The 22024-nt window shown below is 58.9% G+C and carries 28 protein-coding genes; 15 read left to right on the top strand and 13 right to left on the bottom strand.

From position 1 onward, the window contains the following. Positions 1-145: 145 nt before the first annotated feature. The 5 genes from DBR18_RS18715 to DBR18_RS18695 are packed head-to-tail and all read left to right on the top strand — an operon-like array spanning position 146 to position 3915. Positions 146-553, top strand: coding sequence for a FagA protein (locus DBR18_RS18715; protein ID WP_108591421.1), 408 nt, complete (start codon positions 146-148; stop codon positions 551-553). Further along, positions 534-1910: a lyase family protein gene (locus DBR18_RS18710; protein ID WP_108591420.1), complete on the top strand. Its 1377-nt coding sequence runs from the start codon at positions 534-536 to the stop codon at positions 1908-1910. The genes DBR18_RS18715 and DBR18_RS18710 overlap by 20 nt, the downstream gene beginning before the upstream one ends. A 27-nt stretch (positions 1911-1937) precedes the next feature. Next, positions 1938-2378: a hypothetical protein gene (locus DBR18_RS18705; RefSeq protein WP_007967199.1), complete on the top strand. Its 441-nt coding sequence runs from the start codon at positions 1938-1940 to the stop codon at positions 2376-2378. A gap of 1 nt (position 2379) precedes the next feature. Beyond that, entirely contained in the window at positions 2380-2991 is a 612-nt protein-coding gene (locus DBR18_RS18700) for a superoxide dismutase (protein WP_108591419.1), read from the top strand. A gap of 30 nt (positions 2992-3021) precedes the next feature. Continuing rightward, complete coding sequence (locus DBR18_RS18695; protein ID WP_108591418.1) at positions 3022-3915, top strand: ZIP family metal transporter; 894 nt, start codon at positions 3022-3024, stop codon at positions 3913-3915. 88 nt (positions 3916-4003) lie between these two features. Here DBR18_RS18695 and DBR18_RS18690 read toward each other — a convergent pair whose 3' ends face one another. From DBR18_RS18690 to DBR18_RS18645, 10 genes are all read right to left on the bottom strand, one after another. Then, positions 4004-4279, bottom strand: a complete 276-nt coding sequence (locus DBR18_RS18690; RefSeq protein WP_008085079.1) for an HPr family phosphocarrier protein — start codon at positions 4277-4279, stop codon at positions 4004-4006. 15 nt (positions 4280-4294) lie between these two features. Then, on the bottom strand, positions 4295-5152 hold the full coding sequence (gene rapZ, locus DBR18_RS18685; RefSeq protein WP_108591417.1) for an RNase adapter RapZ: 858 nt from the start codon (positions 5150-5152) through the stop codon (positions 4295-4297). Between the two features lie 2 nt (positions 5153-5154). Then, positions 5155-5619 carry a PTS IIA-like nitrogen regulatory protein PtsN gene (gene ptsN, locus DBR18_RS18680; protein ID WP_108591416.1) on the bottom strand — a complete coding sequence of 155 codons (465 nt, stop codon included), beginning with the start codon at positions 5617-5619 and terminating at the stop codon, positions 5155-5157. 12 nt (positions 5620-5631) lie between these two features. Next, positions 5632-5940, bottom strand: a complete 309-nt coding sequence (gene hpf / locus DBR18_RS18675; protein WP_025109458.1) for a ribosome hibernation-promoting factor, HPF/YfiA family — start codon at positions 5938-5940, stop codon at positions 5632-5634. A gap of 73 nt (positions 5941-6013) precedes the next feature. Beyond that, complete coding sequence (locus tag DBR18_RS18670; RefSeq protein WP_108591415.1) at positions 6014-7507, bottom strand: RNA polymerase factor sigma-54; 1494 nt, start codon at positions 7505-7507, stop codon at positions 6014-6016. 188 nt (positions 7508-7695) lie between these two features. Beyond that, a complete protein-coding gene (lptB, locus tag DBR18_RS18665) occupies positions 7696-8421 on the bottom strand; it encodes an LPS export ABC transporter ATP-binding protein (protein ID WP_108591414.1) in 726 nt (241 codons plus the stop codon). Further along, positions 8421-8966, bottom strand: coding sequence for a lipopolysaccharide transport periplasmic protein LptA (gene lptA, locus DBR18_RS18660; RefSeq protein ID WP_108591413.1), 546 nt, complete (start codon positions 8964-8966; stop codon positions 8421-8423). Before lptA ends, lptB begins: the two co-directional genes overlap by 1 nt. Then, positions 8953-9525 carry an LPS export ABC transporter periplasmic protein LptC gene (gene lptC, locus DBR18_RS18655; RefSeq protein ID WP_108591412.1) on the bottom strand — a complete coding sequence of 191 codons (573 nt, stop codon included), beginning with the start codon at positions 9523-9525 and terminating at the stop codon, positions 8953-8955. The genes lptA and lptC overlap by 14 nt, the downstream gene beginning before the upstream one ends. A gap of 8 nt (positions 9526-9533) precedes the next feature. Continuing rightward, complete coding sequence (locus tag DBR18_RS18650) at positions 9534-10058, bottom strand: HAD family hydrolase (RefSeq protein WP_108591411.1); 525 nt, start codon at positions 10056-10058, stop codon at positions 9534-9536. Continuing rightward, positions 10058-11032 carry a KpsF/GutQ family sugar-phosphate isomerase gene (locus DBR18_RS18645; protein ID WP_108591410.1) on the bottom strand — a complete coding sequence of 325 codons (975 nt, stop codon included), beginning with the start codon at positions 11030-11032 and terminating at the stop codon, positions 10058-10060. Before DBR18_RS18645 ends, DBR18_RS18650 begins: the two co-directional genes overlap by 1 nt. Positions 11033-11307: 275 nt before the next feature. On the opposite strand from DBR18_RS18645, the gene DBR18_RS18640 reads away from it, so the two are divergent. The 10 genes from DBR18_RS18640 to hisC all read left to right on the top strand — a co-directional run bounded on the left by DBR18_RS18640 (position 11308) and on the right by hisC (position 19260). Continuing rightward, positions 11308-12117: an ATP-binding cassette domain-containing protein gene (locus tag DBR18_RS18640; RefSeq protein ID WP_108591409.1), complete on the top strand. Its 810-nt coding sequence runs from the start codon at positions 11308-11310 to the stop codon at positions 12115-12117. Continuing rightward, on the top strand, positions 12117-12914 hold the full coding sequence (mlaE, locus tag DBR18_RS18635) for a lipid asymmetry maintenance ABC transporter permease subunit MlaE (protein ID WP_003221704.1): 798 nt from the start codon (positions 12117-12119) through the stop codon (positions 12912-12914). The genes DBR18_RS18640 and mlaE overlap by 1 nt, the downstream gene beginning before the upstream one ends. After that, a complete protein-coding gene (gene mlaD / locus DBR18_RS18630; protein ID WP_007967220.1) occupies positions 12914-13381 on the top strand; it encodes an outer membrane lipid asymmetry maintenance protein MlaD in 468 nt (155 codons plus the stop codon). Before mlaE ends, mlaD begins: the two co-directional genes overlap by 1 nt. 11 nt (positions 13382-13392) lie before the next feature. Then, entirely contained in the window at positions 13393-14046 is a 654-nt protein-coding gene (locus DBR18_RS18625) for a phospholipid-binding protein MlaC (protein WP_003221707.1), read from the top strand. Then, positions 14043-14348 (top strand): lipid asymmetry maintenance protein MlaB, encoded by a 306-nt coding sequence (locus DBR18_RS18620; protein ID WP_108591408.1) that lies wholly within the window; start codon positions 14043-14045, stop codon positions 14346-14348. Before DBR18_RS18625 ends, DBR18_RS18620 begins: the two co-directional genes overlap by 4 nt. A 116-nt stretch (positions 14349-14464) precedes the next feature. Continuing rightward, positions 14465-14704: a BolA family protein gene (locus DBR18_RS18615; RefSeq protein WP_108591407.1), complete on the top strand. Its 240-nt coding sequence runs from the start codon at positions 14465-14467 to the stop codon at positions 14702-14704. 22 nt (positions 14705-14726) lie between these two features. Next, complete coding sequence (murA, locus tag DBR18_RS18610) at positions 14727-15992, top strand: UDP-N-acetylglucosamine 1-carboxyvinyltransferase (protein ID WP_045122295.1); 1266 nt, start codon at positions 14727-14729, stop codon at positions 15990-15992. Positions 15993-16118: 126 nt separating this feature from the next. After that, a complete protein-coding gene (gene hisG, locus DBR18_RS18605) occupies positions 16119-16754 on the top strand; it encodes an ATP phosphoribosyltransferase (RefSeq protein WP_003221711.1) in 636 nt (211 codons plus the stop codon). Positions 16755-16879: 125 nt separating this feature from the next. Further along, positions 16880-18205: a histidinol dehydrogenase gene (hisD, locus tag DBR18_RS18600; protein WP_108591406.1), complete on the top strand. Its 1326-nt coding sequence runs from the start codon at positions 16880-16882 to the stop codon at positions 18203-18205. Positions 18206-18207: 2 nt separating this feature from the next. After that, positions 18208-19260 carry a histidinol-phosphate transaminase gene (gene hisC, locus DBR18_RS18595; protein WP_108591405.1) on the top strand — a complete coding sequence of 351 codons (1053 nt, stop codon included), beginning with the start codon at positions 18208-18210 and terminating at the stop codon, positions 19258-19260. Between the two features lie 188 nt (positions 19261-19448). Here hisC and DBR18_RS18590 read toward each other — a convergent pair whose 3' ends face one another. The 3 genes from DBR18_RS18590 to algW form a co-directional block, all read right to left on the bottom strand. Further along, positions 19449-19853 carry a hypothetical protein gene (locus DBR18_RS18590; RefSeq protein ID WP_146188772.1) on the bottom strand — a complete coding sequence of 135 codons (405 nt, stop codon included), beginning with the start codon at positions 19851-19853 and terminating at the stop codon, positions 19449-19451. A gap of 324 nt (positions 19854-20177) precedes the next feature. Continuing rightward, positions 20178-20600, bottom strand: a complete 423-nt coding sequence (locus DBR18_RS18585; protein WP_108591403.1) for a hypothetical protein — start codon at positions 20598-20600, stop codon at positions 20178-20180. A 242-nt stretch (positions 20601-20842) separates the two neighbouring features. Beyond that, positions 20843-21997: a Do family serine endopeptidase AlgW gene (gene algW, locus DBR18_RS18580; protein WP_108591402.1), complete on the bottom strand. Its 1155-nt coding sequence runs from the start codon at positions 21995-21997 to the stop codon at positions 20843-20845. Between the last annotated feature and the right edge of the window lie 27 nt (positions 21998-22024).

Below are 22024 nucleotides of genomic sequence, written 5' to 3'. Positions count from 1 at the left end.
GCTGCCGCAGGCTGCGATCTCTTGATCTTGTGTTTGAAAGCAAAATCAAAAGATCGCAGCCTGCGGCAGCTCCTACAAAGGTGCTCTTGTTTTGGTTCTCATTATCATCTAATAATGAATCTCATCTCCGAACGAGTCCCGGATCATGAGTTCTGCCCTGCACGATCAGCCGTACCTCGAAAGCTGGCGCTGGATGAGTCGCCAGATCCGTTGCGCGATGGATCCCGACGAACCGCGCCTGATCGAACATTACCTGGCCGAAGGCCGTTATCTGGCCTGTTGTACGGCAACTTCCCCGTGGACCATCGCTGAAACCTCCTTCCGTCTGCTGCTCGACACGGCCTGCGACGTCGCGTTGCCGTGGCACTGGCGTAGCCTGTGTCTCGATCAAGCCTGGCGGCCGTTGCGTGAAATGGAGCGCTTGTCGCTGTGCAGTTGCCGGCTCCAGCGTTGGCAGCGCTACACCTGGCAACTGGCGACCTGCGAGTTGCTCCCCTCGATTCCTCTCATTGAATTAGTCCAAGGATTTTCAGATGACCAAGACACGTATTGAGCGCGACAGCATGGGCGAACTGCAGGTGCCGGTGGACGCTCTCTACGGCGCGCAGACCCAGCGTGCAGTGGATAACTTCCCGATCAGCGGCAAGCCGATGCCGGTGCAATTCATCCGCGCGCTGATCCTCGCCAAAGCCGCCGCCGCCCGGGCCAACGTCGAACTCAATCAGCTCAGCGCCGCGCAAGGCAAGGCCATCAGCGATGCCGCACAAGGTCTGCTGGAAGGCGACTTCATGCAGCATTTTCCGGTGGATATCTTCCAGACCGGCTCCGGCACCAGTTCCAACATGAACGCCAACGAAGTGATCGCGACCCTCGCCAGCCGCTTGCTCGGTGAGCCGGTCAACGCCAACGATCACGTCAACTGCGGCCAGAGCAGCAACGACATCATCCCGACCACCATCCACGTCAGTGCTGCCCTGGCGTTGCACGAACAGCTGCTGCCGGCGCTGTTGCACCTGGTGCAGGTCATCGAAAACAAAGCCACACAGGTACACCACCACGTCAAAACCGGTCGCACCCATTTGATGGACGCGATGCCAGTGCGCATGAGCCAGGTGCTCAACGGTTGGGCGCAGCAACTCAAGGCCAACATCGCTCACCTTCAGGATTTGCTGCCGAGCCTGCAATCGCTGGCGCAGGGCGGGACGGCGGTCGGCACCGGGATCAACGCGCATCCGGAATTTGCCGCGCGTTTCAGCCGCCAGCTCAGCCAGCTGACCGATGTGCAATTCACCCCGGGTAAGGATCTGTTCGCGCTGATCGGCTCACAGGACACTGCCGTTGCTGTCTCCGGGCAGCTCAAAGCCATTGCCGTGTCGCTGATGAAAATCGCCAATGACCTGCGCTGGATGAACTCCGGCCCGCTCGCCGGTCTCGGCGAAATCGAGCTGGAGGGCTTGCAACCGGGCTCGTCGATCATGCCGGGCAAGGTCAACCCGGTGATCCCGGAAGCCACCGCCATGGTCGCCGCACAAGTGATCGGCAACGATTCGGTGATCACCATCGGCGGCCAGTCGGGCAACTTCGAACTCAATGTAATGCTGCCGATCATCGCCCAGAACCTGCTGAGCAGCATCGAGTTGCTGGCCAACTCCAGCCGTCTGCTCGGTGACAAGGCCATCGCCAGCTTCAAGGTCAACGAGTCGCGGCTCAAGGAAGCGCTGGCGCGCAACCCGATTCTGGTCACCGCGCTCAACCCGATCATCGGCTACCAGAAAGCCGCGGAAATCGCCAAGCAGGCCTACAAGGAAGGCCGCGCGGTGATCGACGTCGCGCTGGAACATACCGATCTGTCGCGCAGCCAACTGGAAGAGTTGCTCAATCCCGAGAAACTCACCGCCGGCGGCGTGTAAATCCCGCAACCGCTTTGGAGGTTCACCATGGAGCACTGGAAACGCACGATCGAACGGGCCAATCGCTGCTTCATGCTGGGCGAGCTGATCGATGCCCGCGAGGCTTACCTGCAAGCCCTGGCCCTGGCGCAAGTGCTGTTCGAACGCTGGGCCGATGCCGACGAAGCGGTGGCGGCCTGCGTCATCTCCCATCACAACCTGGCGGACCTGCATCTGCGCCTGAATCAGCCGGAGGAGAGCGCCGAGTACCTCTGTGCGATTCACCAGCGACTGTTGCAGACCATGCAGGACGAGCGTCTGCGCCCGGCCCTGCGGGAAGCGGCGTTACGCCAGAGTAGCAAGACCTATGTCGAACTGCTGAATTTCATCAGCGAGCACGGCGAATACCCGCGCACCCAACGCCTGCTGCACCCGGACACCGGCAACGCACGCCGCGCTTCGGCCTCACACCATCATGGAGTCCACTGAAATGGCTTTTACCTTGCCTGCCTTGCCGTACGCCTATGACGCCCTGGAACCGCACATCGATGCGCAAACCATGGAAATCCACTACACCAAGCACCACCAGACCTACATCAACAACCTCAATGCCGCCGTCGAGGGCACCGAGTACGCCGAATGGCCGGTAGAAAAACTGGTTGCCAGCGTCCAGCAATTGCCGGAAAAACTCCGTGCGGCGGTGATCAACCAGGGCGGCGGGCACGCCAACCATTCGTTGTTCTGGGAAGTCATGGTGCCCAACGGCGGTGGCAAGCCGGATGGCGTGCTGGCCAAGGCAATTGATGAGCAATTGGGCGGTCTCGACAGTTTCAAGGAAGTCTTTACCAAAGCTGCGCTGACCCGTTTCGGCAGCGGCTGGGCCTGGCTCAGCGTCACCCGCGAGAAGAAACTGATCGTCGAGAGCAGCGGCAACCAGGACAGCCCGCTGATGAATGGCAATACGCCGATTCTCGGGCTGGATGTCTGGGAGCATGCCTACTACCTGCGCTATCAGAATCGTCGTCCGGAATACATCAACGCGTTCTACAACGTGATCAATTGGCCTGAAGTCGCGGCGCGCTATCAGGCCGCACTGGTTTAAGTCATCCATAAAAACAATCCAAGGCTGACTATGGGCACTGAAACACTGGCGATCGGCGGTGGGCGTATGTTTCGTTACGCAGTCGGGACGCTGTTGCTGTTAGCGGGCATGACCCTGCTGGCTGCGCACGGGCTGGAGTGGCTGAACCTGGAGCCTAAGTTGTCCCGGGCACTGCAGGGCGGGGCGATCTGCGCCCTCGGCACGGCGCTCGGGGCAGTGCCGGTATTGGTGATCCGGCGCATGCCGCAGAGGCTCAGCGATACGCTGCTGGGTTTCGGCGCCGGGGTAATGCTGGCGGCGACCGCTTTTTCATTGATCGTGCCAGGCATCGCCGCTGCTGAAAGCCTGGGACTGACCCCATGGGCGGCCAGCGGGCTGATCTGCTTTGGCATCATGCTCGGTGCGTTCGCTCTGTATCTGGTGGATCTGAAACTGTCCGGCGCCTCACCGGAAATGCTTGTCGGCACCTTGGAACACCCGGTGATTCCTCCGCGAATCTGGCTGTTTGTCTTCGCCATCATTGCTCACAACATCCCGGAAGGTATGGCGGTGGGTGTATCGGCTGGTGGAGGCATGCCCGATGCCGACAGTCTGGCGATGGGCATCGCCTTGCAGGATGTGCCGGAGGGGCTGGTAATTGCGCTGGTGCTGGCGGGGGCGGGCATGTCGCGGGTCAAGGCGTTCCTGATTGGTGCCGCGTCAGGTCTGGTCGAACCGGTGTTTGCGCTGCTGTGTGCGTGGCTGGTCAGTCTGGCAGAGCTGCTATTGCCATTGGGGCTGGCACTGGCGGCGGGGGCGATGTTGCTGGTGGTGACTCACGAGGTCATTCCGGAATCGCGCCGCAATGGTCATGACAAACTGGCCAGCCTTGGTTTGCTGATCGGGTTCTGTCTGATGATGGTGATGGATACCGCATTGGGCTAAAAAAGATCGCAGCCTGCGGCAGCTTCTACATTGGAATGCGTTCACTGTAGGAGCTGCCGCAGGCTGCGATCTTTTGATTTTTTAACGATCAACCACCCTCGTCGAAGTAGTTGTTGATCAACGCCACCAGCGCATCCAGGGCTTCCTGCTCCTGATGGCCCTCGGTACTCAGATAGATCTTTGTACCCTTGCCGGCGGCCAGCATCATCATCGCCATGATGCTTTTGCCATCGACCGTAGTCTCCGGCGTGCGACCCACTCTGATCGTACAGTCCGGATACTGTCCCGCCACCCCGACGAATTTTGCCGACGCTCGGGCATGCAAGCCGAGTTTATTGATGATTTCGATTTCCAGAGCAGGCATCGCGGTGTGAATCCTTTAAGTGAGGTCGCGGTGGCGAACCTGGACATTCTTCAGGGTTTTCTGCAGGGCCTGACCCAGACGTTCGGTCAGGTAAACGGAGCGGTGATGTCCGCCGGTACACCCAATGGCAATGGTGACGTAGGCGCGATTGCTCGCCGCAAAGCGCGGCAGCCACTTGTTCAGGTAGCCGAAGATGTCCTGGAACATCTCTTCGACCTCTGGTTGCGCCGCCAGATATTCGGCCACCGGTGCATCCAGACCGGATTGTGCGCGCAGCTCTGGCTTCCAGTAAGGGTTTGGCAGGCAGCGCACATCGAACACCAGATCTGCATCCACCGGCATGCCGCGCTTGAAGCCGAACGATTCGACCAGAAACGCCGTGCCCGGCTCGGGCTGATTCAGCAGGCGCAGCTTGATCGTATCGCGCAGCTGGTACAGATTCAGATTGGTCGTGTTGACCTTGAGGTCGGCCAGGTCGGCAATCGGGCCGAGCAGGGCGGTCTCATCGTTGATCGCTTCGGCCAGTGAACGGTTGGCCGTGCTCAGCGGGTGACGACGGCGTGTTTCCGAAAAGCGCTTGAGCAGGGTTTCTTCATCGGCATCCAGATACAGCACATCGCACTGGATGTGGCGGGCGCGGACTTCTTCCAGCAACTCGGGGAAGCGCGACAGGTGGCTAGGCAGGTTGCGCGCGTCGATCGACACGGCTACCAGCGGCTGGGCCAGCTCGGTGTGAACCAGTGCGCGTTCGGCCAATTCCGGCAACAACCCGGCAGGCAGGTTGTCGATGCAGTAATAGCCGTTGTCCTCAAGGACATTCAGGGCAGTACTTTTACCCGAGCCGGAACGGCCGCTGACAATGATCAAGCGCATGATTAGTGACCGTTCTGCTCGCTCAGGACGACCTGATACAAGGCTTCGTTGCTCGGTGCGCTGCGCAGTCTTTCGCGCACTTCCTTGCGATCGAGCATGCTGGCGATCTGGCGCAGTAATTCCAGGTGAGCATCGGTGGCCGCTTGCGGGACCAGCAGGACAAACAGCAGGTCAACCGGTGCGCCGTCGATGGCATCGAAATCGATGGGGGCATCAAGGTGCATCAAGGCGCTGATGGGCGCTTCGCAGCCTTTGAGACGACAGTGGGGGATGGCGATGCCGTTGCCGAAACCGGTAGAACCGAGTTTCTCACGGGCGATCAGTGCCTCGAAGACATCTTGCATCTCCAGATCCGGCACTTCGCGGGCGATCAGGTTGGCAATCTGTTCAAGGGCTTTCTTTTTACTGCCTCCCGGCACGTTCACCAGGGAACGGCCGGGGGTCAGGATACTTTCAAGTCGGATCATGGGTTGGGGGTGTTAACGACCTGTTGCGCCCTGAAGGAGGCTCTGGGTCTTTTCCTTATGCTTTTTGAGTTGGCGATCCAGCTTGTCGGTCAGTGAGTCGATCGCAGCGTACATGTCGGTATCTTCTGCGTTGGCGACCACTTCGCTGCCGGGAATATGCAAGGTGGCTTCGATTTTCTGCTTCAGCTTTTCGACACACATCGTGACTTGCACGTTGGTGATCTTGTCGAAATGGCGCTCCAATCGTTCGAGTTTCTCGTTGATGTAGGTGCGCAGAGGTTCGGTCACTTCCAGTTGGTGTCCACTGATGTTGACTTGCATACAGCTTCTCCTTCGTTGCCAGTGCATAAAGCGGCAGGCCGAAGAGCCTGCCACTGGAACGCTGTAACGTGGCTTACATCAACCGCTTGCGTTCGCTCGAAGGCGCGATTCCGAGGGATTCGCGGTACTTGGCGACGGTGCGGCGAGCCACCTGAATGCCTTGTGCCTCCAGTAAACCAGCGATCTTGCTGTCACTCAACGGCTTTTTCTGATTTTCCGCTGCAACGAGTTTTTTGATGATCGCGCGGATCGCCGTGGACGAGCATTCGCCGCCTTCGGAGGTGCTGACATGGCTGGAGAAAAAGTATTTCAATTCATAAATACCCCGAGGGGTATGCATGAACTTCTGGGTGGTAACCCGGGAAATCGTCGATTCGTGCATGCCGACCGCTTCGGCGATGTCATGCAGAACCAACGGCTTCATGGCTTCGTCGCCGTATTCCAGAAAACCACGCTGATGTTCGACGATCTGGGTGGCAACTTTCATCAGGGTTTCGTTACGGCTTTGCAGGCTCTTGATAAACCAGCGCGCTTCCTGCAACTGGTTGCGCATGAACGTGTTATCGGCGCTGGTGTCGGCGCGACGGACAAAACCGGCGTACTGCGCGTTGACCCGCAACCGGGGTACGGACTCTTGATTCAACTCGACCAGCCAGCGCTCGTTGTCCTTGCGCACGATGACGTCGGGCACGACGTACTCGGCTTCAGTGGATTCGATCTGTGAGCCGGGGCGCGGGTTGAGGCTCTGCACCAGTTCGATGACCTGGCGCAGCTCATCCTCCTTGAGCTTCATGCGTCGCATCAACTGGCTGTAGTCGCGACTCCCAAGCAGGTCGATGTAATCGCTGACCAGACGCTTGGCTTCATTCAGCCACGCAGTTTTGGCCGGGAGCTGACGCAGTTGCAAAAGCAGGCACTCGCCAAGGTTGCGCGCGCCGATGCCAGCCGGTTCGAATTGCTGAATGCGGTGCAGGACGGCTTCGATCTCGTCCAGCTCGATGTCGAGCTCCGGATCAAAGGCGTCGAGAATTTCTTCGAGGGTTTCGTCGAGGTAGCCCTGATTGTTGATGCAGTCGATCAGGGTCACAGCGATCAGGCGGTCGGTGTCGGACATCGGCGCCAGGTTCAATTGCCACAGCAAATGGCTTTGCAGGCTTTCGCCGGCAGAGGTGCGGGTGGTGAAGTCCCACTCGTCATCGTCGCTGCTGGGCAGGCTGCTGGCGCTGGTCTGGTAGACGTCTTCCCAGGCGGTGTCGACAGGCAGCTCGTTGGGAATGCGTTCGTTCCATTCACCCTCTTCCAGGTTATCCACCGTCGGGGCAGATTCCTGATAGGACGGTTCCTGGATTTCAGTGTTGGGTTTTTGTTCGGCGTTGTCGGCCAAAGGATCGGAGTTATCGAAGTCGTCGCCTTCTTCCTGGCGTTCGAGCATCGGATTGGATTCCAGGGCCTCCTGGATTTCCTGTTGCAGGTCCAGGGTCGACAATTGGAGCAGGCGGATGGCCTGTTGCAGCTGCGGTGTCATCGTCAGCTGCTGGCCCATTCTCAAGACTAGCGATGGTTTCATGGCAGGGGCTTAACACCTTATTCGCCGGCGCGCATGCGCCATCCACTACAGGGCGCCGGAGCGCCAAACTTAAGCAAATTATATGCCTGAAACTGAAGTGTTTGCCTAGAGCGCTGTAACAATTAAAAGCGAATAAACGATGCTTCATCGTTACAGCACCCGGACGATTGGCCGAATGCAGTTGCGCCTTAAAGGCGGAACTCGTGGCCCAGATACACTTCCTTCACCAGGTCGTTGGCGAGGATGGTCGCGGCATCACCTTCGGCGATCAGTTGACCATCGTTGACGATGTAAGCGGTTTCGCAGATATCCAGGGTCTCGCGCACGTTGTGGTCGGTGATCAGGACACCGATGCCCTTGGCCTTGAGGTGGTGGATGATCTGCTTGATGTCGCCGACCGAAATCGGGTCGACACCGGCGAACGGTTCGTCGAGCAGGATGAATTTCGGAGCGGTTGCCAGGGCGCGAGCGATTTCCACCCGGCGGCGTTCGCCACCGGACAGGCTCATGCCGAGGTTGTCGCGAATGTGGCTGATGTGGAATTCCTGCAACAGGCTTTCCAGCTCCTTGCGACGACCGGCCTTGTCGAGCTCCTTGCGGGTCTCGAGGATGGCCATGATGTTGTCGGCTACCGACAGTTTGCGGAAGATCGACGCTTCTTGCGGCAGATAGCCGATACCGGCCTTGGCGCGGCCATGCATCGGTTGATGGCTGACGTCCAGGTCGTCGATCAGTACGCGGCCCTGGTCGGCCTGCACCAGGCCGACGATCATGTAGAAACAGGTGGTCTTGCCGGCGCCGTTCGGGCCAAGCAGGCCGACGATCTGGCCGCTGTCGATCGACAGGCTGACGTCGCGCACGACCTGGCGGCTTTTATAGGCCTTGGCCAGGTGCTGAGCTTTCAGAGTTGCCATTACTGGGTTTTCTCGTCGGTTTTCTTCTTCGGCTGGATCACCATGTCGATGCGTGGACGCGCCTCGGTGACTTTACTGCCGGTAGCGCGGCCGGCGCTGGCCAGTTTCTTCACCGTGTCATAGACGATTTTCTCGCCCTGCGTGGTGTTGTTGTCCTTGTCGACAACCTTGGCCTTGTCGATCAGCACGACGCGGTTTTGTGCGGCATGGTATTGAATCGTCACGCCCCAGCCCTGTACAGGCTTGGTGTCACCCTGGGTCTGCAGTTGCTCGAAGTAGGCAAGGTTGCCCACCGAGGTCACCACGTCGATATCGCCGGTCGGGGTACGGGTGATGGTCACCGTATTGCCTTTAACGATCATCGAGCCCTGGGTGATGATCACGTCACCTTTATAGGTGGCGACGCCGTTCTTGTCGTCCAGTTGGGCGTCGTCGGCCTGAATGCGAATAGGTTGCTGCTGATCGTTCGGCAGAGCCCAGGCGCTCACGCTTCCCAGTGCTGCGCCCAGACTGAGCAAAATAGGGAGGGTTTTAACGAGCCTCATACTGTCCTCTTACGTTCGATAGCAGGTGTATCCTGCTTTCCTTCAAATACGCCTTCATTCCCACGCCAGTCGATGTGCCGCCAGCGCCGTCGATTCTAACGGGTTGCGCGGTCTGCGCATATTCCTGCTGCGGGAACACGGTCATGCGGGTGCTGGTGATCAGGAGGTCGCGGTTCTTTTCATCCGTGCGCTTGACGCGAACCGAGTCGATCAGTTCAACCTCGGTGCCGCCCGAATTCACTTCGCCGCGCTCGCTGGTCACGTGCCACGGGAATTCTGTGCCGCGGTACATGTTCAGGTCTGGTTTGGTGACGAGCGTGATGTCGGTCGCTTTCATGTGCTCGGATTTTTCGGACGTCATTTCATATTGCACTTTGCCGTCCGGCAGGTACTGCAGGGTATGCGTATTGGTCGCGTACCAGTCGATCGGGCTTTCTTCGGTCGTCACCGGAGGCTTGTCGAGGAAGCGTTCCGGACTGATGTTCCAGTAGCCGACTGCGGCAAATATCGCCGCGATGCAGCCGAACAGCAGGAAGTTGCGAAATTTTTTGCTAAACATGGTTTGGCTCACAGGTACGCGGCATGGGCGGCATCGAGGCAGCCCTGGGCGCGCAGGATCAATTCGCAGAATTCGCGGGCGGCACCTTCGCCGCCGCGGGCGCGGGTCACACCATGGGCGTGCTCGCGGACGAATTCGGCGGCGTTGGCGACAGCCATGCCCAAACCGACGCGGCGGATGACCGGCAGGTCAGGCAGGTCGTCACCGAGGTAGGCGACCTGTTCATAGCTTAGGCCCAGTTGCTCAAGAAGACCGTCAAGAACCACCAATTTGTCCTCGCGGCCCTGGAACAGGTGCGGAATGCCGAGGTTTTTCGCCCGGCGCTCAACCACCGGAGTCTTGCGGCCACTGATGATGGCTGTCTCCACGCCGGCGTTCATCAGCATCTTGATGCCCTGACCGTCGAGGGTGTTGAACGTCTTGAATTCGCTGCCGTCTTCAAGGAAGTACAGGCGCCCGTCGGTGAGGACGCCATCGACGTCGAATACCGCCAGTTTGATCGCTTTGCCGCGCTGCAGCAGATCGGTCGTCATTACATCACTCCTGCACGCAGCAGATCGGAGAGGTTGAAGGCGCCTATCGGGCGGTCTTCTTCATCCACGACAACCAATGCGTTGATTCGGTGGTCTTCCATGATTTTCAGGGCCTCGGCGGCGAGCATCTCGGGCCGGGCGGTTTTGCCGTGTGCGGTCATGACCTGGTCGATGGTCGCGCTGCGGATATCGATGCTGCGATCAAGGGTGCGGCGCAAGTCGCCGTCAGTGAAGATTCCGGCGAGCTTGCCGCTCTCTTCGAGGATCACGGTCATGCCCAGACCCTTGCGGGTCATTTCCATCAGTGCGTCCTTGAGCAGTGTACCGCGCTGTACTTGCGGCAGCTCTTGCCCTGCGTGCATGACGTTTTCCACCTTCAGCAGTAGTCGGCGGCCCAGTGCGCCGCCCGGGTGCGAAAAGGCGAAGTCTTCGGCGGTGAACCCACGCGCTTCCAGCAGCGCCACGGCCAGGGCATCGCCCATGACCAGCGCGGCGGTGGTCGAGGAAGTCGGTGCCAGGTTCAATGGACAGGCTTCGTGTTCGACGTGCACGTTGAGATTGACTTCGGCGGCCTTGGCCAGCGGCGACTGGGGATTGCCGGTCACGCTGATCAACTGGATGCCCAGACGCTTGATCAGCGGCAGCAGTGTGACGATTTCGTTGGTCGAGCCGGAATTGGAGAGGGCGAGGATCACGTCGTCGCGGGTAATCATCCCCATGTCGCCGTGGCTGGCTTCGGCCGGGTGCACGAAGAATGCCGGGGTGCCGGTGCTGGCCAGGGTCGCGGCAATCTTGTTGCCGACGTGCCCGGACTTGCCCATGCCGACCACGACCACACGGCCCTTGCTGGCCAGAATCATCTCGCAAGCGCGTACGAAATCGGCGTCGATATGGGGCAACAAGCCTTGTACGGCTTCCACTTCGAGGCGGATGGTGCGTTGTGCCGATTGAATCAGGTCGCTGGATTGGCTCATGTCAGAAATCGTATAGCCCGATGAAAAGGCGGCGATTATAGCGGTTATGTTGGAAAGCCTCACGCAAGTTCGTCGTGCTTTGTCATTCCTCGTTACCAAAACGCCGCCAAACCGCCGCCGAGCCTGTCAGATCCCCGAACTCGACCCGGTTCAGGCCTTGGGCGCTTGGCCTTTGCAGTGATATAGTTCGCCGCCAGTTCGGCCTGCCCGGGAGGTTTGTGCTTTCTTCGCAAAGCCAGGCGTCCGAGTGAGAGGCTGCATCGCAAGGAGTTTAGATGAGTGCCGATAACGCCTACGCGGTCGAGCTGAAGGGAGTCTCCTTCAAGCGCGGTGCGCGCAGCATTTTCAATAACGTCGATATCCGCATCCCGCGGGGCAAGGTCACCGGCATCATGGGGCCTTCCGGGTGTGGCAAGACCACATTGTTGCGGTTGATGGGGGCTCAATTGCGCCCGTCCGGCGGCGAGGTCTGGGTCAATGGGCAGAACCTGCCGGCGCTTTCGCGCAGTGACCTGTTCGATGCCCGCAAGCACATGGGCGTGCTGTTTCAGAGTGGCGCGCTGTTCACCGATCTCGATGTCTTCGAGAACGTCGCTTTCCCCCTGCGTGTTCATACCCAGTTGCCGGACGAGATGATCCGCGACATCGTCCTGCTCAAATTGCAGGCGGTTGGCTTGCGCGGCGCTATCGAGCTGATGCCCGACGAGCTTTCGGGAGGCATGAAGCGTCGTGTCGCCCTGGCCCGCGCGATTGCCCTCGACCCGCAGATTCTCATGTACGACGAGCCGTTCGTCGGTCAGGATCCCATCGCCATGGGCGTGCTGGTCCGTTTGATCCGTCTGCTCAATGATGCGCTGGGTATCACCAGTATCGTGGTGTCCCACGACCTGGCAGAAACCGCGAGTATCGCTGACTACATCTATGTAGTGGGTGATGGTCAGGTGCTGGGGCAGGGCACGCCGGACGAATTGATGAATTCGGATGAGCCGCGTATCCGTCAGTTCATGACCGGCAACCCCGATGGCCCGGTGCCGTATCATTTTCCAGCGACGGATTACCGCGCAGATCTTCTGGGGAAGCGCTGATGCGCAGAATTTCATTGATAGAACGCGTGCGCCGCTTTGGCGAGGCGGCGATCGACGCCGTTGCGGTGTTTGGTCGTGCGACCCTGTTCCTGTTTCACGCCCTGCTGGGTCGTGGCGGCATCAGCGGCGGTTTTGGCCTGTTGGTCAAGCAACTGCATTCGGTCGGCGTCATGTCGCTGGTGATCATCGTCGTGTCCGGGATCTTCATCGGCATGGTGCTGGCGCTGCAGGGCTTCAGTATTCTCTCGAGCTACGGTTCGGAGCAGGCGGTAGGGCAGATGGTGGCCCTGACCTTGCTGCGTGAGCTGGGGCCGGTGGTGACGGCGTTGCTGTTTGCCGGGCGTGCCGGTTCGGCGCTGACCGCCGAAATCGGCAACATGAAGTCCACCGAACAGCTTTCCAGTCTGGAAATGATCGGCGTCGATCCACTCAAGTACATTATTGCCCCGCGTCTGTGGGCCGGTTTCATATCCCTGCCGGTGCTGGCGATGATTTTCAGCGTGGTGGGGATCTGGGGCGGTTCGTGGGTAGCTGTCGACTGGCTTGGCGTGTATGAAGGCTCCTACTGGGCGAACATGCAAAACAGTGTGAACTTCACCAGCGATGTGCTCAATGGCGTCATCAAAAGTATCGTTTTCGCCTTCGTTGTGACCTGGATTGCCGTATTCCAAGGCTATGACTGCGAGCCCACTTCCGAGGGCATCAGTCGCGCCACCACCAAGACCGTGGTATTCGCCTCGCTGGCGGTACTGGGCCTGGACTTTATTCTGACCGCTTTGATGTTTGGAGATTTCTGATGCAAAACCGCACCCTGGAAATCGGTGTCGGCCTGTTCCTGCTGGCAGGGATCCTGGCTTTGTTGCTGCTCGCTCTGCGGGTCAGTGGACTGTCTCCGACATCGACCACCGACACTTACAAGCTTTACGCCTACTTCGACAATATCGCCGGTCTGACGGTCAGAGCCAAAGTGACCATGGCCGGTGTGACCATCGGCAAGGTCACGGCCATCGATCTGGATCGCGACAGCTTCACCGGTCGGGTCACCCTGCAAGTGGATAAAAAGGTCGACAACCTGCCGACCGACTCCACAGCGTCTATCCTGACCGCTGGCCTGTTGGGCGAGAAGTACATCGGTATCAGCGTGGGCGGCGAAGACACCCGTCTGAAGGATGGTGGAACCATTCACGACACACAATCGTCTCTGGTACTGGAAGACCTGATCGGTAAATTCCTGCTCAATACCGTTAGCAAAGACGCCAAATGAGGAGCTTTTGAATGATCTCTACCTTGCGACGTGGCCTGTTGGTGTTGCTTGCGACACTGCCACTGCTGGCTAACGCTGCGCCCGGGCAGTCGGCGCACGATCTGGTTCAGGACACCACGAACCGGATGCTGGCCGATCTTTCGGCCAATAAAGAGAAGTACAAAAAGGATCCACAGGATTTCTACACGGCGCTGAACACCATCGTCGGACCTGTGGTGGATGCCGAAGGCATTTCCAAGAGCATCATGACGGTCAAGTACTCGCGCAAGGCCACGCCGGCGCAGATGCAGACCTTCCAGGAAAACTTCAAGCGCGGCCTGTTCCAGTTCTATGGCAATGCCTTGCTCGAATACAACAACCAGGGCATTACCGTTGATCCTGCCAAGGATGAGTCCGGCGATCGCACCAGCGTCGGCATGACCGTCAAGGGCAACAACGGCGCGATCTACCCAGTGCAATACACGCTGGAGAAGATCAATGGCGAGTGGAAACTGCGCAATGTGATCATCAACGGCATCAACATCGGCAAGCTGTTCCGTGATCAGTTCGCCGACGCGATGCAGCGCAATGGCAACGATCTGGACAAGACCATCAATGGTTGGGCCGGTGAAGTCGCCAAAGCCAAGGAAGAAACCGACAAAGCTGCCGCGAAGCCAGCGCAATGAGTGAGGCGGCAGTTCGTATGAGTGAGGTCGACGAGCTATTGCTCAGCGGAGTGCTGGATTACCGCACAGGTCCCGACCTGCGCAAGGAAGGTCAGGCGCTGATCAAGTCCAGTAAGGCAGCGTCGCTGGTGATCGATTGCTCGGCGGTGAAGAAGTCCAGCAGCGTCGGCTTGTCGTTGCTGCTGTGCTTCATGCGCGATGCCCAGGCGGCCGGCAAGGCCGTCAGCATCCGCGCGATGCCGGAAGACATGCGCGAGATCGCTCAGGTCAGTGAGCTGACCGAGTTGCTGGCGCACCCCTGAACCCGCATCAATAAAGAAGCCCCCCGTCAGAGTCCTGCCAATGCGGGGTTCGCAGGCGCGGGGCTTTTTTGTATGATGTCCGACCCGTGCGCACAGGGCGCCGATTGAGGTTGAGCATGCAGGCCGTAGAAGTGAAGAGCTTCCTTGAAGGAAAGCTGCCAGGAACGCAGGTGGAAGTTGAAGGCGAAGGCTGCAATTTCCAGCTGAACGTGATCAGCGATGAACTGGCGGCGTTGAGCCCGGTCAAGCGTCAGCAGAGCATTTATACCTATTTGAACCCGTGGATCGCCGATGGCAGCATCCACGCGGTCACTATGAAATTTTTCAGCCGCGCGGCCTGGGCCGAGCGCACCTGAGCCCTAGGGCGTCGAGATTCTTATGGATAAATTGATTATTACCGGTGGCGTTCGTCTTGATGGCGAGATCCGTATCTCCGGGGCGAAGAACTCCGCCCTGCCGATTCTGGCCGCCACTCTGCTGTGCGATGGTCCGGTGACCGTTGGCAACCTGCCGCACCTGCACGACATCACCACCATGATCGAGCTGTTCGGTCGCATGGGCATCGAGCCGGTGATCGACGAAAAACTCAGCGTCGAAATCGACCCACGTACCATCAAGACCCTGATCGCGCCGTACGAACTGGTGAAAACCATGCGTGCCTCGATCCTGGTGCTGGGCCCGATGGTTGCCCGTTTCGGTGAAGCCGAAGTGGCATTGCCTGGCGGTTGCGCCATCGGTTCGCGTCCGGTCGACCTGCACATCCGTGGCCTCGAAGCCATGGGCGCGGTGATTGACGTCGAGGGCGGCTACATCAAGGCCAAGGCGCCCGAAGGCGGCCTGCGCGGCGCAAGCTTCTTCTTCGATACCGTGAGTGTGACCGGTACCGAGAACATCATGATGGCGGCAGCCCTGGCCAAGGGCCGCAGCGTTCTGCAGAACGCCGCACGCGAACCTGAAGTCGTCGACCTGGCGAACTTCCTCAACGCCATGGGCGCCAAGGTTTCCGGCGCCGGTACTGACACCATCACCATCGATGGCGTCGAGCGTCTGGGTTCGTGCTTCTACAAGGTCATGCCTGACCGTATCGAAACCGGCACCTACCTGGTGGCCGCAGCGGTCACCGGTGGCCGTGTGAAGGTCAAGGACACCGATCCGACCATCCTCGAAGCCGTTCTGGAAAAGCTGCGCGAAGCCGGCGCCGAAGTCACCAGCGGTGAGGACTGGATCGAGCTGAACATGCACGGCAAGCGCCCGAAAGCGGTCAACGTGCGCACTGCGCCGTACCCGGCTTTCCCGACCGACATGCAGGCCCAGTTCATTTCGCTCAACGCCATTGCCGAAGGCACTGGTGCAGTGATCGAGACGATCTTCGAAAACCGTTTCATGCACGTGTACGAACTGCACCGCATGGGCGCCAAAATCCAGGTTGAAGGCAACACCGCGATCGTCACCGGTACTGAAGTCCTGAAGGGCGCGCCAGTGATGGCCACCGACCTGCGGGCTTCGGCCAGCCTGGTGATCTCGGCACTGGTTGCCGAAGGCGATACCCTGATCGACCGCATCTACCACATCGACCGTGGTTACGAGTGCATCGAAGAAAAACTGCAGATGCTGGGCGCCAAGATCCGTCGCGTTCCGGGCTAGTAGCTGCACTGGGCACAGGGAAGTGTCCACTGAATTCGTTTCGAGTCGAGCCGGTTACCGGCTCGATGTGTGTCCGGCGCCGATTGCGACCGGACATGAGTACCTTGATAAGGACTGACGTTTCCCATGTTGACCATCGCACTGTCCAAGGGCCGCATCCTTGACGACACCCTGCCGCTTCTCGCCGAAGCGGGCATCGTGCCGACCGAGAATCCGGACAAGAGCCGCAAGCTGATCATCCCCACCACCCAGGATGACGTACGTCTGTTGATCGTGCGTGCCACCGACGTGCCGACCTACGTCGAGCATGGCGCGGCCGACCTCGGCGTCGCCGGCAAGGACGTGTTGATGGAATACACCGGCCAGGGCCTGTACGAGCCGCTGGATCTGCAGATTGCCCAGTGCAAACTGATGACCGCCGGCAAGATCGGCGCGGCCGAGCCCAAGGGCCGTCTGCGCGTGGCGACCAAGTTCGTCAACGTCGCCAAGCGTTACTACGCCGAGCAGGGCCGTCAGGTCGACATCATCAAGCTCTACGGCTCGATGGAACTGGCGCCGCTGATCGGTCTGGCCGACAAGATCATCGACGTGGTCGACACCGGCAACACGCTGCGCGCCAACGGCCTGGAACCCCAGGAACTGATCGCCACGATCAGCTCACGCCTGGTGGTCAACAAGGCTTCGATGAAAATGCAACACGCCCGAATCCAGGCGTTGATCGATACCCTGCGCAAGGCAGTGGAATCGCGACACCGCGGCTGATGTACCTGCGCGACCTTGAGTCGCGCCCGTCTATCCGCCTCATAGCCAGAATCTCAGGTGCCCAAGCGGAAACGACTGCTAAGTTAGGGCGCCTGAGTTTTTGCCATTCCTATGAGGCTCTCGCTATGACCGCACCGACTGCAATTCGCCGACTCAACGCTGCTGACCCGGATTTCGCGCATCATCTGGATCATCTGCTGAGCTGGGAAAGTGTGTCTGACGACTCGGTCAATCAGCGGGTGCTGGACATCATCAAGGCTGTGCGCGAGCGCGGTGACGCGGCGCTGGTCGAGTTCACCCGTCAGTTCGACGGCCTCGACGTCGCCTCCATGGCCGATCTGATCCTGCCGCGCGAGCGTCTGGAGCTGGCCCTGACGCGTATCACCGTGGCACAGCGCGAAGCGCTGGAAAAAGCCGCGGCGCGGGTGCGCAGCTACCACGAAAAACAAAAGCAGGATTCCTGGAGCTACACCGAAGCCGACGGCACCGTGCTCGGGCAGAAGGTCACACCGCTGGATCGCGCAGGCCTCTACGTGCCGGGCGGCAAGGCGTCGTACCCGTCGTCGGTGTTGATGAATGCGATTCCGGCCAAGGTCGCCGGCGTGACCGAAGTGGTTATGGTCGTGCCGACCCCGCGCGGTGAAATCAACGAACTGGTGCTGGCGGCGGCGTGCATTGCCGGCGTCGACCGGGTGTTCACCATCGGCGGCGCACAAGCGGTTGCTGCACTGGCTTACGGCACCGAAAGCGTGCCGCAGGTGGACAAGGTCGTTGGCCCGGGCAACATCTATGTCGCCACCGCCAAGCGCCACGTGTTCGGTCAGGTCGGCATCGACATGATCGCCGGTCCCTCGGAAATCCTCGTTGTGTGCGACGGCCAGACCGATCCGGACTGGATCGCCATGGACCTGTTCTCCCAGGCCGAACACGACGAAGACGCCCAGGCGATTCTGGTCAGCCCGGATGCCGAGTTCCTCGACAAGGTTGCCGCGAGCATCGACAAACTGCTGCCGACCATGGACCGCGCGACCATCATCGAAACCTCGATCAATGGTCGCGGCGCGCTGATCCACGTGCGCGACATGGCGCAAGCCATCGAAGTCGCCAACCGCATTGCCCCGGAACACCTTGAATTGTCGGTCGCCGACCCACAAGCGTGGTTGCCGCAGATCCGCCACGCCGGCGCGATCTTCATGGGCCGCCACACTTCCGAGGCGCTGGGCGATTACTGCGCCGGCCCGAACCACGTGTTGCCGACCTCCGGCACCGCGCGTTTCTCCTCGCCGCTGGGTGTCTACGACTTCCAGAAGCGCTCGTCGATCATTTTCTGCTCCGAGGCCGGTGCTTCCGAGCTGGGCAAGACCGCGTCGGTGCTGGCCCGTGGCGAATCCCTGAGCGCGCACGCGCGTAGCGCCGAATACCGCATCAAAGACGAAGTGAAGGGGAACTGAACATGAGCAAATTCTGGAGCCCGTTCGTCAAGGATCTGGTGCCGTATGTGCCGGGTGAACAGCCGAAGCTGACCAGACTGGTCAAGCTCAACACCAACGAAAATCCGTATGGCCCGTCGCCCAAAGCGCTGGCGGCGATGCAGACCGAACTCAATGACAACCTGCGCCTGTACCCGGACCCGAACAGCGATCTGCTGAAAACCGCCGTCGCCCACTACTACGGCGTGCAGAGCAATCAGGTATTCCTCGGCAACGGTTCGGACGAAGTGCTGGCGCACATTTTCCACGGTTTGCTGCAACACGAGCAGCCGCTGTTGTTCCCGGACATCAGCTACAGCTTCTATCCGGTTTACTGCGGTCTGTACGGCATCCAGTTTGACGCGGTGCCGCTGGACGCACAGTTCCAGATCAACCCGGCGGACTACGCCAAACCCAACGGCGGGATCATTTTCCCCAACCCGAACGCACCGACCGGTTGCCTGTTGGCGCTGGAGGCAGTCGAGCAGATCCTCAAGGCCAGCCCGGATTCGGTGGTGGTGGTGGATGAGGCGTACATCGACTTCGGTGGCGAAACCGCGATCAGTCTGGTGGACCGCTATCCGAACCTGCTGGTGACCCAGACCCTGTCCAAGTCGCGTTCGCTGGCAGGCCTGCGCGTTGGCCTGGCGGTGGGGCACCCGGATCTGATCGAAGCGCTGGAGCGGATCAAGAACAGCTTCAACTCCTACCCGCTGGATCGTCTGGCGATTGTCGGGGCTGCGGCGGCGTTCGAGGATCGCGAATATTTCGACCAGACCTGCCGCCTGGTCATCGAAAGTCGTGAATGGGTCATTGCGCAGTTGCAGGCCAAGGGTTTTGAAGTGCTGCCGTCGGCGGCCAACTTCATCTTCGCCCGTCACCCGCAACACGATGCCGCGGGGCTAGCGGCGAAACTGCGCGAGCAGGGCGTGATCGTGCGTCACTTCAAGCAGAAGCGGATTGCCCAGTTCCTGCGGATTTCGATGGGTACGCCGGAGCAGAATCAAGCGTTGATCGATGGTTTGGGTGATATGTAAAAGGCTGAGAGCATGACCGTCCTTGCTCGCTTGATACGAGTAAGGGCGGGGCAGACATTTCGATATGCCCGATTAAATGAGGGATTTTGGTTGCTCTTTATTCGCTGCATGTAAATAGTTTAAAAAAGAGTGCCCGTTGTTCAAGTAAGCACTCTTTGGATAACGTTTTTTCCTATTTTGATTGCAGTTTATTGCACGACATCAAAGTTGCCATGGTAAACAATGTCATCTGGGTCACCTTCAAAATTAACTTCAAAGGTGCCTTTTCCCTTTGTTCTGTTGTCTGAAAGTGTGAGTTCCATTTTTCCTTTTTTGACACGATTGCCTGCACCTGGGATCTGTATTGACCAACCAAGCCAAAAGTCGTCGTCGGGGTAGTTGATCGAGTACGTTCCATCGCTCATGATGTCCGAAGGATAGCTTAATTGAATGGATTTTGGGCCGTCACGTCCGTGGATCATGCGTATTGCGAAGGTGATGTCTCTAAGTTCATGTATTTCACCTCCGAGCTCAAATCGAATTTCTCCGGACCCCGTGGCTTCTCCATCGTATATGCCGAACTCGTTGACTGTAACACCGGTGTTTTCGCTCATCTTGAACTCTCCATGTTTGAAAGTAGCGTTCACTTGCATGAGCCAAGGTATTCGTTTGAAATACAGGGTGCTACTGTCAGATCTGACAGGTTTTTATATTGATTGGCTATGAGTGAATAATCGAAGAGTGCGATTTGCTATTTAGGGTCGCGGCGGCATACCTGCTGTCGGTCACTCCAGTTTGACTTTCGGCGGGTCTCGATTTTCAAGGCTTGAGGAGGCAGGGGCCAAGTAAAGCAGTGTTTGCCGTGGAGGAGTTGCTGGATTCAGAAAATGGTAGCCATCCTTCTTCGTGATGTGAGTAAGGATGGCCGGTGTGCTTCACTATGAAGATGATTTAACAGGCTTTATATCAAACGCTCCTGTATATTCGCTGCCATCGTCAGCCAGGAATGTAAAGTTGCCTTTTGCAAAGGTGAAATCATCGTCGGTATCAACAACGAATGTTCCGGACCTGGCGTCGGCTTTATTGGAAACCAACGTTACGCGGTGAGTAACATCCGGGCCGATATCAAGTTCGTAGTATCCACCTTTCGTGATGTCAACTATCCACATCGCGAAGTCACCCCCATTGCGGCCCGTGATATAGAGACGATCCACCTCTTCACTGAAGGTCAGTTGAACCAGTACAGCTTTGAAGTCCACGTCAGGTCCTGTGATGGTGAAAGTACCTGAGTTTTTCGCGTGCTCCTTCTTTTTAAATTCTTCGCGGATTTTTTCTGCCGTTTCCAATATAAGATCTGACATGTTCTTTTCTCCTTGAGTGCAGCATCAATTCGGCGTCCTCAAGTTAATGTTCAGAACTCACCGGGTACACTGTCAGTTCTGTCAGTTTTTTATATTGTTTTACTCTGGACGAGTGAGCGGTTTGTTATAACGATTCTGTTTGTTGCATGAAAGAAGTGCGGGAACAGATCCCCGCACTTCTTCAAGTTGTCTGCCTTTGGTTATCGAGGGAACATGTCCCCCGGACCAGTCCACGAAGCGGCTTACTCTTCTTCTTTTACCGGCGCCGGTGGCGGACGCAGACCGATTTCAGCGGTCAGCTTGATCTCTTTGCCGTTGCGCATGACCTGGATGGTCACCTTGTCGGTCGGTTTGATCCGCGCCACCTGGTTCATGGACTTGCGACCATCGCCCGCCGGTTCGCCATCAATGCTCAGAATCACATCGCCCAGTTGCAGACCGGCCTTCTGCGCCGGGCCATCGCGGAAGATCCCCGCCACGACAATTCCCGGACGTCCGGACAGGCCAAACGATTCGGCCAGTTCCTGTGTCAGCGGCTGCACTTCAATGCCAAGCCAGCCACGAATCACCTGACCGTGCTCGATGATCGACTTCATCACTTCCATCGCCAGTTTCACCGGGATCGCAAAACCGATGCCCTGCGAGCCGCCGGACTTGGAGAAGATCGCGGTGTTGATGCCGGTGAGGTTGCCGTTGGCATCGACCAGCGCGCCGCCGGAGTTGCCCGGGTTGATCGCCGCGTCGGTCTGGATGAAGTCTTCGTAGTTGTTCAGGCCCAACTGGTTGCGTCCGGTGGCGCTGATGATGCCCATGGTCACGGTCTGGCCGACCCCGAACGGGTTGCCGATGGCCAGGGCGACGTCGCCGATGCGAATGTTGTCGGAGCGGCCGACGGTGATGGCCGGCAGGTTTTTCAGGTCGATCTTCAGGACGGCGAGGTCGGTTTCCGGGTCGCTGCCGATCACTCGCGCCAGGGTTTCACGACCGTCCTTGAGCGCCACCACGATCTGGTCGGCGCCGGTGGTCACGTGGTTGTTGGTCAGGATGTAGCCTTCCGGGCTCATGATCACCCCGGAACCGAGGCTTGATTCCATGCGTTTCTGCTTCGGCGAGTTGTCACCGAAGAAGCGCCGGAACTGCGGATCTTCAAACAGCGGATGCGCCGGTTTGGCGATGACCTTGGTGGTGTAGAGGTTGACCACCGACGGTGCGGCGATGGTCACCGCGTCCGCATAGGACACCGGGCCCTGTTGCACGCTGGTGGTTTGCGGGGCCTGTTGCAGGTTGACGTCGAGGCTCGGTAGCCCGACCCACTGCGGGTAACGCTGAATAATCAACAGAGCGATAAGCACACCGGCCAACAGCGGCCAGCCGAAAAAACGCAGCGCCTTGAGCATTAAGCACGTCCTGGAAAAGTTGCAGGC

Origin of the sequence: Pseudomonas sp. HMWF021, from assembly GCF_003061005.1 — a bacterium.
In the GTDB taxonomy this organism is placed as follows: Bacteria; Pseudomonadota; Gammaproteobacteria; order Pseudomonadales; family Pseudomonadaceae; genus Aquipseudomonas.
This window is presented reverse-complemented; position numbering and strand designations above follow the sequence as displayed.